The 15,961-nt window shown below is 35.0% G+C and carries 11 protein-coding genes; 3 read left to right on the forward strand and 8 right to left on the reverse strand.

Annotation, left to right across the window (positions count from 1 at the left end):
• Positions 1–326 precede the first annotated feature (326 nt).
• The 7 genes from MY04_RS27655 to MY04_RS27685 all read right to left on the reverse strand — a co-directional run bounded on the left by MY04_RS27655 (position 327) and on the right by MY04_RS27685 (position 13,131).
• Positions 327–2,015 (reverse strand): AAA family ATPase, encoded by a 1,689-nt coding sequence (locus MY04_RS27655; protein WP_066216599.1) that lies wholly within the window; start codon positions 2,013–2,015, stop codon positions 327–329.
• Between the two features lie 245 nt (positions 2,016–2,260).
• Positions 2,261–8,269, reverse strand: coding sequence for an Ig-like domain-containing protein (locus MY04_RS27660; RefSeq protein WP_066216605.1), 6,009 nt, complete (start codon positions 8,267–8,269; stop codon positions 2,261–2,263).
• A gap of 752 nt (positions 8,270–9,021) precedes the next feature.
• Complete coding sequence (locus tag MY04_RS27665; protein ID WP_084006188.1) at positions 9,022–10,587, reverse strand: tail fiber domain-containing protein; 1,566 nt, start codon at positions 10,585–10,587, stop codon at positions 9,022–9,024.
• A gap of 86 nt (positions 10,588–10,673) precedes the next feature.
• Entirely contained in the window at positions 10,674–11,171 is a 498-nt protein-coding gene (locus MY04_RS27670) for a GNAT family N-acetyltransferase (RefSeq protein ID WP_066216613.1), read from the reverse strand.
• A 16-nt stretch (positions 11,172–11,187) separates the two neighbouring features.
• Positions 11,188–11,622 (reverse strand): hypothetical protein, encoded by a 435-nt coding sequence (locus MY04_RS27675; protein ID WP_066216617.1) that lies wholly within the window; start codon positions 11,620–11,622, stop codon positions 11,188–11,190.
• A gap of 100 nt (positions 11,623–11,722) precedes the next feature.
• Complete coding sequence (locus tag MY04_RS27680) at positions 11,723–12,301, reverse strand: hypothetical protein (protein ID WP_169055556.1); 579 nt, start codon at positions 12,299–12,301, stop codon at positions 11,723–11,725.
• 287 nt (positions 12,302–12,588) lie between these two features.
• Entirely contained in the window at positions 12,589–13,131 is a 543-nt protein-coding gene (locus MY04_RS27685; RefSeq protein WP_158297961.1) for a hypothetical protein, read from the reverse strand.
• Between the two features lie 523 nt (positions 13,132–13,654).
• Here MY04_RS27685 and MY04_RS27690 point away from each other — a divergent pair.
• Together MY04_RS27690 and MY04_RS27695 are read left to right on the forward strand one after the other, a co-directional pair.
• Positions 13,655–14,257, forward strand: coding sequence for a hypothetical protein (locus MY04_RS27690; protein WP_066216629.1), 603 nt, complete (start codon positions 13,655–13,657; stop codon positions 14,255–14,257).
• A 155-nt stretch (positions 14,258–14,412) separates the two neighbouring features.
• The gene (locus MY04_RS27695; RefSeq protein ID WP_066216632.1) at positions 14,413–14,841 is read left to right on the forward strand and encodes a LexA family protein; all 429 of its coding nucleotides are present in this window, start codon (positions 14,413–14,415) and stop codon (positions 14,839–14,841) included.
• An 81-nt stretch (positions 14,842–14,922) separates the two neighbouring features.
• On the opposite strand, the gene MY04_RS27700 is transcribed toward MY04_RS27695, so the two are convergent.
• Positions 14,923–15,426 carry a DinB family protein gene (locus MY04_RS27700; protein ID WP_066216637.1) on the reverse strand — a complete coding sequence of 168 codons (504 nt, stop codon included), beginning with the start codon at positions 15,424–15,426 and terminating at the stop codon, positions 14,923–14,925.
• 277 nt (positions 15,427–15,703) lie between these two features.
• Between MY04_RS27700 and MY04_RS27705 the strand changes: the two genes are divergently transcribed.
• On the forward strand, positions 15,704–15,961 hold the full coding sequence (locus tag MY04_RS27705) for a hypothetical protein (protein WP_066216640.1): 258 nt from the start codon (positions 15,704–15,706) through the stop codon (positions 15,959–15,961).

Below are 15,961 nucleotides of genomic sequence, written 5' to 3' on the forward strand. Positions count from 1 at the left end.
AGGCATGAAGATTTTAGACTAGACTATAACTAAATCTTATAAAGTGGCACTCATCTTTAATTTAATTTGATCTGTACAATGGAAGATAAAAGTGGCCTACTATAGCCGAATGGATATCAAATAGATAGAAGTCAATGAGTTAATCACTAAACAAGGAACTAGATAATGATTCAAATTTGAGAAAAAATTAATAGTGGGATTTTGGGTAAAAAAAATACCTCATATGGATTTTATAAATCATATGAGGTAGGTATTTATATTGTTGAGGATGGAATGAATGTACCAATGGAAAGTATATTTTAATTTTTTTTCTAGAAATTTAAACATCATAAAAACTCTGTTACACAACTCACCTCTTTACCGTCAAAGGCAACACCTACTAACATAATTTCTGTTTTGTTGTTTTCTTTTAAAGTGGTTATATATTTTGAATCGTGTATTTGTTTTAGAGCCTCTTTTGCTAATTCCGGCAAGGAAGGAGAACTTGGTCTAAGTTTCTTAAATTCAAGAATCCATCCTCTTTGGTCTTTGTGATCTTTTGGGTAAATCATTAAATTTGCTCTACCTAGACCCGTTTCAGGATTCGATTTTACAATAAATTTTGAAGATAGATGAGCCATAAGGCCTAAAATAAATGCATGATATACTTTTTCTGGAAGAGACCCACTGTGTTGTACATCATGGAAACTAAAGGAGGAAAGGAAATACTCTGATAATGCCGTTTCAAAATCCAATGCGTTCTGTTCAAGTAAAGCAGTTAGTATTGTGCTTTCACTGACCACAGTTGATTTTGACAATAATCTTTCTAGTAATCTTTCATAAACTGTTTGCACCTCTTCGTTGGGTACTTTTAATCCATAAATAACTTTTCTACCATCCGTTTTTTTATAGGTAGATGTTAGATATCCATTAAAAAGTAGTAATCCTAAAACTGTTTCAGCTTTCCCTTTTTCTAGGTCTTGAAAGATAATAGTTTCTTCAATTTCACAATCCATTACCTGACCATCAATAAAGCCTGTGAGTTTCTTTTCTAAATCAGCATTAGCATTGGTTAGTAATTCTACGATCAATTCATTGGCTGAGGTATTTACCCAATAAGGTTTAAAACCTTCATCATGTTTATCAGCAAAATTGATAATAGACCAAGGGTTATACATTTCGGAATATTTCCCAATTTTATAACCATTATACCATTTCTTTACTTCATTAAATGATGTACTGATAGAACAATCTTCTAATAACTTTTGAACTTCTTCTTCCGTTAATCCAAATTTATCAGCACTTTGGTTTTCTAAGACTGTACTCACCACTAAATTATTCAAGCCAGAGAATATACTTTCCTTAGCCACTCTCAAAATACCAGTGATTACACCTTTATATAGATAGTTGTTGTCTTTAAAACCACCTGATAAAAATCCTCGCATAAAAGAAATCATATCATTATAATAACCCGATTCCCATGACTTAATTATGCATGAATCATATTCATCTATTAAGATGACGACTTTTTTATCATATAATTTGAATAATAATCGGGATATATTTTTAAGAAAATCACCTAAATCTTCAACCTTCCAGTCACTTTTCACGAAGTCATTCAAATCCGATTTTTCAAATGCACTTAACTTTTCTGACGTTAATAATTCTTCATTATCCCTTAACCAAGAGATACATAATTTATATATTTTATAGATAGCACCTTCGAAAGTGTTTTCCTTTATATCTTTTAATGATAGAAAGATTACAGGGTATTGACCTTGTGCCTTCCATGCTTCTGATTTTTTGATTTTTAAATTATCAAAGAGTAAAGCATTTTCTTCGGAATTCTTAATATCTAAAAAGGTATGAAGCATTGACATATTTAATGTTTTTCCAAACCTACGTGGCCTTGGAACCAATATTGATGTAGCACTACTATTAATAATATCTTCAATAAACAGTGATTTATCAACATAATAGAAGTCATCTTGAATAACCCTCTTAAAATCTGATATGCCAATTGGAAATTTCTTCATGTGGTAAAGATACTAAATTATTGTTTTGGGGAAATGAATAGTATGATCTTAAAGAATTTAAAAAAATCGTTTATCTAAAATACCCTATTCATTTTTTGATAAATAGATAAAATCATTTCATTAACAATGACTTTAGAATATAGTTGTGATCGTCAATGGGGGGGCATACTCAATAAGTAAGCAAAAAAGAAAAAAACGGGTTCCCATTTCTGAGAACCCGTCCTAATTTATAAAAAGAGAGCAGCTTATTTACGAACTGAAATTCTTTGTTTCAGATCAACTCCTTCACCAACCACTCTAATTAAGTAGATACCTGCTGGTAATGTACTTACATTAAATTGATGTGTGTATCTGAAGTCAATCTTCGTGTTATAAATCTCTTGGCCGTTTACATTGTATAATCCCACAACGTAAGTACCATTTGATAATCCACCTAAGTTAATTACTTCCGAAGAAGGATTAGGATAGATATTCATTTTCGCCTGAGATCCTGCTACTTCAGCAGCAATAGTTCTTTGAGATGAACCTGTTGTTAGGATCACTTTATCCAAGTTCCATTGCCAAGTATTGCTACCTGTTGCTACGAACTTCACTGTATGTGTTCCTGTTGTTAAGCTAACAGTTCCTGAAGCATTTAATGAAGTATATGCATCCCATTGTCCGTTATTTGGTACATTGTCAGTAGTTACTACAACGCCATCAACTTGCACCTGAATTTGGGCATTATTTTCTGGAGTAGAGATCAAGTATTCAATACTATATTCACCAGCAGTCTCTACATCAATAGTGTATTCAGCTTCATCACCTGAGTTGACCCAGTTGATACCTAAGCCATCCACTTTGTTGACACCGAATGGAACAAAACCATCATTGTACGAACCTGTTGTTGATGTGAAATCTTCTGCTTCAATAATCAATTGAGCAAATCCACCACCTGTTTCTTCTTTAGTGACTGTTACTGTTGCTTCAGCTTGGAAACCTCCATCATTTGTAGTGACTCTAACAGTAGTTACACCTTCTGAAACCGCAGTAATCAAACCGTTATCTACCATCGCAACTGATGCATCTAATGATGTCCAAACTACAGATTTATCTGCAGCATCTACCGGAAGTACAGTAGCTGTTAATTGATCCGTCAATCCTTCATCTAAAGTAACCGCATTTGTGTTCAATGTCACACCTGTTACAGCTACTGGAACCTCTACTTCTTGAGGAGTTAAGACTACTTTGTCTAAGTTCCATTGCCATGTATTCGATCCAACCGCTTGTAATTTAATGGTATGTGTTCCACTTAGCACTACTTGATGTGCCGATCTTAATACTTGGTAGTCATCCCACTGACCATTATTTGGCACATTGTCTGTTCCCGCAGAAACGTTATCTACGAAAATTTCGATCGCCGCATTGTTTTCTGGAGTAGAGATGTAGTAATCAACATCAAATGTACCGTTACCTGTTACAGTGTATTCTACAAAATCGCCTGAGTTCACCCAGTTAATACCGATTCCAGCCACTCTGTTCACACCAAATGGAACATTACCATCATCATAAGTACCTCCTGTGGTGATGAAATCTTCAGCTTCTATTGTTAAAGGATCAGTGTCACCACCATTTCCTCCACCACCGTTTCCGTTATCACGAACTGTGATTGATGATGTCGCTGTAAATCCACCTTCTTGAGTAGTTACTGTAATGATTGCATTACCTGATGTTAATGCTGTCACTAAACCGTTAGTAGATACAGTAGCTACCGTCGGATTATTTGATGCAAACGTTACATTCTTGTTGGCTGCATTCGATGGGATAACATCTGCCGTTAATTGTGCCGTTTGATTCTTATCCAATGTTACCGTTGCTGGAGATAAAGAAACTCCTTGAACTGAATCATCTACTTGACTGTTTACAGTAATCGTTGATGAAGCGAAGAATGTTCCTTCTACCGTAGTGGCTGTAACTACAGCTGTACCTTCAGAAACCGCTGTTACTAAACCATTGCTTGAAACCGTTGCTACCGAAGCATCTGATGTAGACCAAACTACCGATTTATTCGATGCATTTACTGGTAAAACAGTTGCGTTTAATTGTGCCTCTGCTCCTGCTGTCAATGTTACTGAAGTAGGATCTACTGTTATTCCAGTTACATTTACTGCTCTTACTTCAATTTCTTGTGAAGTGGTAAAATTACCTGCATAAGCATAGATTGTTGCATTACCAATACCTACACCTGTTACCTTACCATTGTTATCTACAGTGGCCACATTCGTATTACTCGATGACCAAGTAATTGGCGTAGAACAAGCAGATACTGGTAACAATTGACCTGCAAATGTTGTTGATTCTCCTTGAGCAATAGATGTATTTGATGCTGAAATAGAAACACCTGTCAAATCATCACAAGTAATCTCTCCTTGGAAAGCTAACTGATAATAATCCAAATTCCAGTTCCATTGTGAGCTACCTGCAGCCACCACACCAATTGTTACATTCCCTGCCGGTAATGCTACATTTTGAGTTAACTGAACTGCACTAAATGAGTCCCAATCATTCATAGGAACTTGTTTAGACCCTTTGCTTTCACCATTCACGTACATCTCAATCACTCCGTCTTCTAATCCTGTTCCTGCAAAGAAAGTTGCTTTGTACTCTCCTGCTTTTGGTACAAATACTTCGTACTCTACATAATCACCTGCTTGTACATTATTAATGGCTTTTCCTTTTGAAGCGGATGCTAATTCATAAATCGCAATTTCTCCAGTTGGTCCACCCATGTTTGAGAAGGCTTCTGCTTCAATTGTCAATATTGTTCCTACATTACCTGCACTTGTTGCGACTACGCTAGAGTTAGAAGCTGATGTTGCTGTCAATGTAAATGTACCTTCTGTACCACCCGCAGTTATTAAACCATTGTTATCTACAGAAACTAAAGAGTTACTTGATGACCAATTGATATCTGTCTCCGTTGTCCATACTGGATCAAATACTGGGTTGATTTGTAATTGTCCGTTAGGGAATACTGTTACATCAGAAGGAATTGTAATCGAAGTAGGTTGAACAACCACTTGTGATTTCACTTGAACAGTTACTTCTGCCGCTAAACCTCCATCTTGAGTAGTCGCTCTAATTACTGATGAACCAAGTCCAAGACCTGTTACTGTACCCTCACCGTTTACACTTGCTACTCCTTGATTAGAAGAAGTCCATAATACGTTTTTGTTATAAGCATTTGATGGTAAAACTTCTGCTGTCACTGGAAGTGTCTGACCGATTTCTACTTCTCTTAACCAATCGATGATTGAGATACTAGATGGTCTGATTTGATCCAACATAGTTAAAGAAGAAGTACATTGAGTAATCACCTGACCACCTGAAACAGCAGTTGCTCTTAAAGTATATTGACCTACAGCAGGAACAGATGCTAGGTTTACATCTACCGATACTGTTTCCTTACCTTTTACATCTGCAGATGTCGTTCCTGTACCTAAAACAGTACTTCCGTTCAATAGCTCAACCACTACATCTCTTGCACCTAATAGGTTCACGTTTACATCAAATGTATAGTTTGTATTACCCGTTACCTCTTGAGGAAGTGACTCGCAATAGATTGTTTCCTCACCGACAATTCCTACGTTTACAGTAGTCGAAGCAGTATAAACTGTGCCATTATCATTAATTGTTGCTGTAATCACTGCAGACTCTCCGATCGCAATACCGTTGACTTTACCTGTTTGAGGATCAACAGTAACTGCTTCCTCGTTAGAACTTGACCAAACTGCTTGGCTGTTTGTTGCATCCGCAGGTAGCACATTTAAAGTAAGTGGAGTAGTAACATAGAAATCCACATCCAGTGTACCGCCTTCTGCAATTGAAATACTTGATACTGGTGTATCTGCATAAGGAATGGCTGAAATAGTGTGTGTCGCTACATGGCTACCATCTTCTGAAGTAGCAGTAATCGTTGCCGATCCATTCGTTGCCACTGCTTCAACAACACCCAATTCGTTTACTTTAATTATTCCGTTATCACTTGATGTCCAAGTTAAGTTTTTGTTCGTTGCATTTGCTGGAGAGAAGTTAGCTGTTAAACCTAACGTCTTTCCATACATCAATTCTTGAGTACCTTCAATAGATACACCTTCTAAAGCAATGGCATCAGCAGCACCTCTACCTGGCGCTTTTGAGTAATCCCATACTTGAATCTGAACTGTTGCATATTCTACTACATTACCTGCTTTACAAGTAATGACATTATTTGCTTGTAAGTACTCTGCAGGGAAAGGAATTTCTAAAACACCGAACCATTTGTTATGGCCTTCGTTTTCTGTATCGCCTCTAACGTTACCATCATAATCCACCGTATTTCCGTTGATCGTGATTACAGGTACACCTACGTGAGAAGAGAAGAAATCTCCCGAGATTCTGATTTGTGCTTCAAATGCTCCTGATGGAACTGTTACGTTATTTACATTGGCTGTTAAAGTACCATCACCTACAGTTGTGTGAATTTTATCACCTCCCGTTGGAGTTGATCCTGTACCTAACTTTTCACCCATAAACTTGTATTCTTTGTTGGTCTGATCTAATACCAAAGCACTTTCGAATACATATTCTAATACCATTGTCGCATCTGCTTCCAACACTACTTTTCCTGGTGCTGTTCCTAAAGTTTCTCTAGCGATATGAGGAACTCCAAATGCTCCTTGGCCTAAATCAAGGTATAATTGCTTAGTGTTAACTGCAGTTACTCTGTTAGCGTAATCCTCGAAGAAGTTAAGGTTTACTGCCGTTTGTGTTTGATTCAAGTTATTCAGAATCAAGTATACTTTATTACCATCCACATAAGCATCTACCTGTACATCTTTGTTGTGTGTTTTTGTATCTACACGAGTACCTTTTACATCACTCCATAATTCGAAGAAACGAACAAAACCTGTCCACTCATAGTCGCCATCACCATCAATATCGTCTAGCATTTTATATGGATAACGCGAAGTGATATCACCATTAGCATTCACGTGGTCACCCCAGTGTGCTTTTGTAGGTGTAAACGGCATCGATAAAATAATGTGAGAAGGACGTTCTAAGAATTGCATCAACATAGAGTTGAACGGCTTTAAGTTTTCCCAGTCTCTTCTGTGTGGATCTGCATCTGGCATGTTATGGATGTAGTGACCAGAAACGGCGCCATATTCGGACATCACGATGTCTTTTCTTTCTCCAAATTTATGGTAATCGTACCATTCTAAGATATCCAACATGGCTTCTGTGTGACCACCTCTACGGATATGGCTTGATGGAGTCTCCCACGAAGGCCAATCGTAAATGTGTACCGCATAGTAGTCCATGTTATCACCACAGTGGTCAATAAACCCTTGCCACATTACGTCCCATTGATACCAATCGTTTTGTCTGTATTGAGCATATTGGTCAGCAACTGCTTCAGCAGGAACTCCCCAAGACTCAGCTAACGATGCAGGGTATCGGCTAGTCCAGTCCAACATATGGAAATCGTGCATACCCCATGTTAAACCACCGATTTTTGGTGCTCTCGCTCCTAATTTTTCTTTTACTTTTTGAGCCACTAAGTTATGGTACTTCCACACGTCATCTAGGTTGGTCCAACACATATGACCTGTCATCATTACCATATCAATTTCGTTCACTACTTCCCAGTAAGTTGGCATTGGCTCACCCGATTGTCCAGGATTGTCTTTAAAGTAGTTATCTAAGTATTGTACTACCCACTCTGCAGAAGTCTCCACATCTTTTGGTTGCCAACCTGTCCACGTAATACCGTCGTCGTGCCAGCTTAATGTAGGATATGTTGAGTGAGGGTTTGTACCCATAATCATTGGGCCTTTGTATTCCCATTGATGTGCAAGGTACTCTTTGTCGTATAATCTCTTTAAGCGATCTGCTTCGCCTACCATCCAGTCTAAATCTGGCTTGTTTGGTCTGTTAGGATCTTGAGGCGTATTGTTAAACTTCCATGTTGCAGAACCGTTGTCACGGCCGAAGTATACATCTAAGTCGTTTATCAAATACTCTCTTTTGTCTTCTTCCCCAATCCAATCTGCATCTGTTGGCGTTGAGTGAATAATCATGTGACGTTCACGTCCGAAGTCGGAAACACCATCCACAGAGTGAACAATGTTCAAGTTTACATCCACATCTACATCTTGTGCTTGCACTCCATAGGTACATGAAAGCAAGGCAAGCACAGCGAGATGCTTCTTACACTTGGTAAAATAGTTCATTGTAAAATTCATTTCATGTTAAGTATAGACAATGATTCGTTTGTATCGATTGCCCAATACAACTTGTTTTTAAATAATAGTTCACTGATAGCTAGCTGTAACTATCTCTTAATATGTTAGCTTGAGTTATATACACTCAGCTTGTTAATAAAAATCTGACCTATGCGTAAGCCAGAACAAAAACGATATACATCCTTATCAGAATATATTTTCAAATAACTAAACTATTGCCGGCAGTACATTTTAGTTATTTGTGTTGTAAATAACCGCTTGGGGCATGTGGGGTTCGCAATCACTTACAAAAAAGTGTACACACCCTAAGCGGCTTATCTACAGGGGTAAATTTGAGTACTAGCCTTATTGTAATCAATGTCGTTAACTAGACAAAAACTGTATTGTACGTATTTTAGACACTTATAAGTAAGCTGTTTGTCTGACAGAATGAAATTTAAACATAGTATACCACTAGACAACAAAGCTTAAAATCTACCATTAAGACTATATAGAGAACCTTTATTTTTTGTTTAGTCTAAAAATAGACAAAACAAACAGTCCTTTTCATTTTTGTCAAAAAAAACTAAAATGTCGAGAAATTTATTTTACAAAAATTATAAATCGGCACCCCATGTCTAGTCCTATATTGATGTCATTTGTTAATTGTTTAGGTATTGTTAAGCCAAAAAAGGCATAGATAATTGATTTACCTATGCCTTTTCATTATTTATACCCTATGATTTTTTACAAAATCAATATCATTTAGTATCCGTAATTAATTTCTGAATTACCTGAAGTTGTAATTTCAGTGTTTCTAATTCTTCCTTATTTTCCATGCTTTGCTTCAGTTCTGCTTTAAGTGTCTCATTTTGTTTTTCTAATGCTTCTACTTTTTGATTTAGCTCTTTGATTGCTTCAATCAGCACAGCTACAGTTTGAGCATAATGCACAGACTTCATACCTTTATTATCTTCCACAACTAGCTCGGGATATACTTTTTCTACCTCTTGTGCAATGACGCCTATTTGTCTCTCTGAACTAAAGGATTTTTTAGGAAAATCGTTTACTCTATAATGATAAGATACCCCATTTAACTGCATTACTTTTTCTAATGATGAGGACAAGGGTTGAATATCTCTTTTGTATCGAATATCTGAATCTATCAATGAAAAGTCAGAATAATGGTCTAGCTTTAGTTCTCCCCCACTTTCTGATCTTAATATCAATTGTGCGAACTCACCTCCATTATTTCCTTTTACAATATTTAATTCCCCCAACTTACCATAATCGTTTTTACCCACTTTAAACGATGAACTATTAATAAAGGTATTGTATCCGTTTTCTGTATCGTTAATGTAGAAATTCTGAGGGTTGATAACTACAGTCTTTTCTTCTGTACCATTTTTCATGTATAGATTTCCCATTTCTACATCTTTGTGCGTAATAATCTCTGCTGTAAATAACTGACTATTATCAAAGTAGTCTGTAGCATTTAAATGGATTTGAGGAAAATTATTGTCCCAATCTTTAGTGTTAATCCCTGCCACAGTACCATTCTTTGAGGTATGCCAGAAACCATAAGCTTCAATTCTTGAATTTTGAATGTTGTCGCTGTTTAAGAAATGACCTACACCAAACTCTACTGGATTACTCTCTTCCTGATATTCATAAGTCTCCATAGCCACAAGTGGAGTATTTTTCATTTTATAGCCTTCTAGATGAAAGAAGGGTAAGCTTTTTTCTTCCCAAACTTTAAAACCGGTACCTACCCATCCGCCATGATCGCCGTAAAGAGATAATAGACCACCGGTTTTTCCTTCCACACCAAAAGGTGCTAACCATGCTTTTCTTTTTCCTAAACTATCGTACAAATACAATTGACCATGGTTATTCGCATTCACCTTTAAGTCAACTTTTTGTAAACCATCTTCTGAAAACATCTGCAAGCGATTATCTGTCGAATTGGCCAATAAAGGACGTTTGTAGGTCTTCTTTATACTTTTTGCTTTTGGTAGTTTTATAGTGATCAACTCCAATGCAATACCATTCACAGAAACATAAAGTTTTGCTTCATTATTTGCATCAAAAAAATGTTCATAAAGTGGATTTTCTTCCCCTAAGTTGATATGAAATTTTCCATCATCAATATTTACATCTTTATGCTCCTCAGACCAAATACTACCTATAGCAAAATAAAAATCGCGTTGTCCATTTACTTTCTTCCCTTTTTCTATGATTTGCCCGCTATATTCAACCGTTTGTGCTTTTACCTCAAATACCATCAAGCAGATGAATAAGAAGCCTAATAGTTTATTATTTAACATATTTGGGTCAATATTCAATTTTAAGAATCAATCTTTTAAGTAACAGTCCCTTAATTTAGATATAATTCTACCAAAAGTATATTTTTTTAGATGTTTTTTTGATAGATCACCACATCAAGGATTTTCCCAAACTTTTCTCCTACTTGTTTTAAGTGTGCTGATTTTTCGTAGCCTTGCTTTTCAAATAATCGAATGCTTCCTATGTTATTGCCGGTAATTACGGCCATCAACACTTTAATTATTCCACCTTCTTTTGCCTTGTTTTCTAAGAATTCTAGGGCATACTGACCAATTCCTTTTCCCCATGCCTCTTTTTTTAAATACACGGTTAATTCAGAGGTTCTATCATAGGCTGCCCTCGGTTTAAAAAAGTTGAGGTACATGTAACCGACCACTACATCATTTTCCCAAATTAAATAAGAAGGGTATCGATCATTATCGATGGGTAAGAAAGTCTGTAAATCCTCTTCTTTTAAATCTTCAGTATGAAAAGTGGCTGTTGAATGATTTACATAATAATTATAGATGTCTTTCACTACCGAAAGATCCTCTAATTGAAGTCGTTTAAAAGAAATTTGTCTCATAGTTATAGTTGTTTTGTTATGTTATAGTTTTTAATAGGTTTTGGAGATTCAATTTTATTGATTCCATCTGTAATTTAGCTTTTTCTTTGTGTTCATTCACCAATGCAGGAGCCAATCGACCGTATTTATCTTGGGTTTCTTGCATCTGATTAAGATTATCCCAATAAATAGCATATTTGCTGATTTCTTTTTTTATAGGTTCTAGTTTATCACTTGGAATAGAATCTACATCTTTATTGATGATAAAAGATACCTTTTCAATTTCTGATAGAGCTTGAAACTCTATGAGATCGTTACTATTTGTACTTTCTTTAACAATCTCCACCTCTTGTTTTCGGCGTTTGTTTATCCAAACTTTAAAAACCACCATTAAGATGATTAACAATAGAATGATTACCCAATGCATAGGGTTATTCTCTTGTATTGGGTTTAGACCTTGGAGTAAAAGCATTTAAAGTCTTAAAGTTATGATAGTGTAAATCGCATCTATTAATTGTATTACAATAATACATCGTTTTTTTATAAAAAGAAGGATTTACTCCTCTGAATTTTTAATATGCATTAATAAACATCTCTCCAGTACTCCCCAATTTATATTTTTTATCCCAAGGTATCTTATACATTGTGTCTTGTACATTATGTTCTTCTCTAAGACGCTTAAATTCCCTATTCAATTCTTTATCAGACACATGAGGTGTTAAGGCAAAAACAAAAACGACCTCATTTCCCAATAAATTACTAGTATATGTCCAAAAGAGTTGATCCATTTCTTGATTAGGAAAACTCATCCATTGGGTGATTATTTTAAATGGTAGATCGACTTGAACTAAATCTAAAAATTTTGTTGCCGGACGTATCGCAAAATATTTTTCCTGATGATGATACCCTTTCCAAGCACTCGTAATTTGTGGTTTTCCTTTTCCTACGGTTTTAGTGACTGTATGATTCTTAAATTTATAGCTTTTACCTTCTACCCAATCGTTACTTTCCCAAAACACTTCTGTATTAGTTTGCTTTCTATCGCTACTACCCACACAATACCATGTCTTTTGCATTATTTGATTTAGATTTTCTGAGGCTTTCATCATACGTTCGGCAGTCCACAGATTAGAGTATTTACTTTTGATCAAAGATAACAAGTAGTTTTCAGGTTTTATAGGTCTTGCTGCCTTTTGATGACAGACACACTACATAAAATAACCAAAAGTTTTTGATGATGTTTTCTTTTCCCTAAAATCGCCAATCGATTCTTATTTAATTTAATTTTTTAGCTATTTCGTTTGTTTCACTGATTTACAGTACATCAAAAGTTAAATCCTAAGATTAAAAAATTTACAATTGTCAACTATATATAATCTACTTGGTTCAATACTTTTTCACTTAGTTAATTTCATCTTATTTTTAGCCTTCACTACCACTACTTCGTACTACCACTTATATCCGTGTTAGGTAGTTTGAATTCTAACTCTTTATGAGAAATTTTAGTTAATCTAAAGCCTGCATCAATTATAAGTTTTGTCCAAGTTTCCTGATCTGCTGTAGATAAATCTGCATACACTGCAGGATGAGCTGATTTTAAAGGTTGAAAGTCTACTTCTATTTCAGGGTAAATGACATACCTTCTATTTTCTAACTTTAATCGTCCTTTGTATTCCGCAATCTGAAAACTGTTCCCCGTAAAGTAATCTACCATACCAGTACCTTTAATCTGAATAATGATAGGTTGCCTAGGGATATTGTTTTCCTTCATTTTAGTCAATATTTCCTGCTCCTTTCTTTTCTGATTTTCTAAGGCTACTCTTTCTCTGCCCTTTTTTGTTTGTTTTGTATTAGCATATTTGATCTTACCCGATTTCAACCATTTTACAGTTTTGGGCTTATGATAATCTACATAGGTGGTTTTGTATCCACAACTGCTGAAGATCATTAATAGAGTTATTAAGTAAAGAAATTTTTTCATCGTTACAGCGTAATTATTCATCCAAATAGCAACCTTTTTGCTTGACTTCAAATCTGCATATTATTAATAACTGTTAAATATCAATCAATATCTCTAAGTCGCACATTGTTATATTATTACAGATCACTTTGTTAAATTTTATTGACATATTAACAAAGTCTTTTTGTGTATATTTGTATTGGGTAAAGAATCATAGATATTAAGTATCTATAAAACATTGACTCCCCTTCATTTATATTAAATGAAGGGGTTTTTTATTTAATATAAAAAAGTGGCTTCTCTACCTCGTATTCTAAATGAAAGAGTTTTTTCATTTTTACTTCAAAAACTTCCTTTCTCCCACATAAAATTGCATATGATAAACACCTATCGTCTTTATTATTTAATATATTTCCTCGATTATATACCATAAACAGACAATAAGAGAATAGTTAAACAGTCAGTAACATTCGTTATGAATAAATAGAGTGATGTTTTCATCTAATTGAAATAAGAATATGAATCAATCTGCTTTTTATCAATTATGAAAAAAATACTTTTACTGTTCTCCTTGCTATTTATTTATGCTTCTACTTCTCAAGCACAATTAGTTATTGTTGTTCAAGCAGTTGCATCTTCAATTAAAGCTCCTAACTCTTTGGATAATGTTACCTTTTATCATAAAAATGGAGATACGACAACGCTACCTATTCGGGAGGTAAAAAAGAAATTGGAAATTCAAGATTTTGATAGTGTAAAAGTACAGACTGTTTATGCTTTAGAACGAGTACAAAAAGTATACGGTGTTGATACATATACTTCTGATATCCCGAAGGACGCCCTTCATTATGCACATACAAAACGCTATAGAAATGCACGTATGTCTAGTCTATTCGCTGCTTCGGCTTGGTCACTTTGTTTATTAAACCCTTATTTCTTGATTGTTGCCCCTCTCCCTACAGTTCAGGCTTTAAAAAGGGACAAAGGGGTCGATAAAAAGTATGTGATGAACGGTAAAGAATGGCGAACATTCAAAAAAGAATATAAGGTGCATATCAAGAATCATAAAAATAAATCTCAAGCATCTGTAGTAGAAGCTGATAACGTTCCTTCTACCTCATCTTCTGAAAAAAATTACACGATCTAAATATTAACATTAAATTGTTTATTATTTTATCAATTGTTTATATATTTGTCATATATAAAAATAATGCAATAAGGTATAGTGCATTATTTTCTATTCTTTTCCCCGAAGGTCCATATTACTTGAAGGCATAATATGTAGTATTTAGATCTTAAAAAATGAATAACTTTGATATTTCCTCAGATGAGGGGTTCGAACAATTTGATGTAGACAGAGGAGTAAAAAAAGGTTTTACAGAAGAGTATTTTAATGCTAGTGGTTTTCCAAGTCCTGCACAAGAATACGCTAAAAGTGATATTTCTGCTGACGATATTATAGACAGAGGTTACAATACATTCTTTTGTAAAATGGAAAAAACGATACAGGAATGGCGTTTTTTTCAGGGAGATTTTATTGTGGTATCTAAAGGAGCCCACCTAAGTCCTCACGACTTCTTTATTGGATGGTATAAAAATGAATTTAGAGTACTAAGAATGGGGCACGAAGGCTTCTGGGTAACGCCCAGGCAATTCTCCAAAGAAACAGTAAAAGTATGGGGAAAGGTGACTCACGCTATTGTCTCATTTTCTCCGTCGATACCTAAATAAGGAGTAAGTATTTTTGACTTATAGGGACATTGCACTCACCGAATATCACGGACGAGGTAGTGCAACGTCCCTACAAGTCAATTAACTTTTTCTTCCTAAAAAGACATTCACTCCTTTAGGTTGAGGATTACCTGAGATACGTCTCCAGCTTACAATCTGACCAACATGCGTCAATGCATCAGCAATTTGTCCGTTAAGTAAGTACCAAAAAGGAAAGCTCTGCGCCGATCCCATATAATTATAATTTTCGAGATCTTCGTCGGGCATTTCTCTTAAACGATCGCTTAAGTCTTTATAAAGTATCAAGGTCTCTTTTCTTAATTCGGTATAAGAAGAAAGGTCTTTTTTTGTAGCGTTTCCACCTAATACTTTATTGGCAGCAAAAGCCAAGTCATAGATATGACCTAATAACTCTAAGGTGTTTCTACTATCTTTTTCTGGACGAAAATCAATATCTTCAGTTCTTAAACCTTCAGTAGCCCAATAATATCTAAAGCCTAATCCATCGATCATTCTGCTAATGATATTGGTACTGTTTATCTCTTCTGGTAGAGGTGGTATAGATTGATAAGGTAATTCTGTCATTTATTTCATTTTTAACTTGAATTCGAAAAAATAGTGCTTATTGAAAGCAATGTGCGAAAATAGTTTTTTCTAATGATTAAATATAATTATTTAATCATTTTAAATTTATTCAAACAAAAACACCTAACTAACTGGTTTACAATGAATTTATTAACATCAAATGTTATGATAGAGCGAAAAATACCGTTAATTTGTAATTCTGAAGTATTAAGATGACTTCGTTCAAAAACAGTTTACATCATCTTTTCACACCCATATATTAAATAAAACTCTCATTATGGAAATTACTATTAACCAGAAAAACTATGTGTTGTTGTTTGATCATCAATCAGAATTAAATGCTAACAGACAGTATTTAGCTTCCACTAACGGTAAAATTTGTTCTCGTTTAAGTACGTTTAGGTATGACGTAGGTGAACCTCTACCAGAAGGAGGTGCTATTGAGCAAATAATCACCTTCGAAGAAATGAACTCTCAGATTGAAGAAATCCTAGAGAGCCAACCTAAAAGACGTCGTAAAAAAGTTGACGCTTAA

It is taken from the genome of Flammeovirga sp. MY04 (assembly GCF_001682195.2).
Classification (GTDB): Bacteria; Bacteroidota; Bacteroidia; order Cytophagales; family Flammeovirgaceae; genus Flammeovirga; species Flammeovirga yaeyamensis.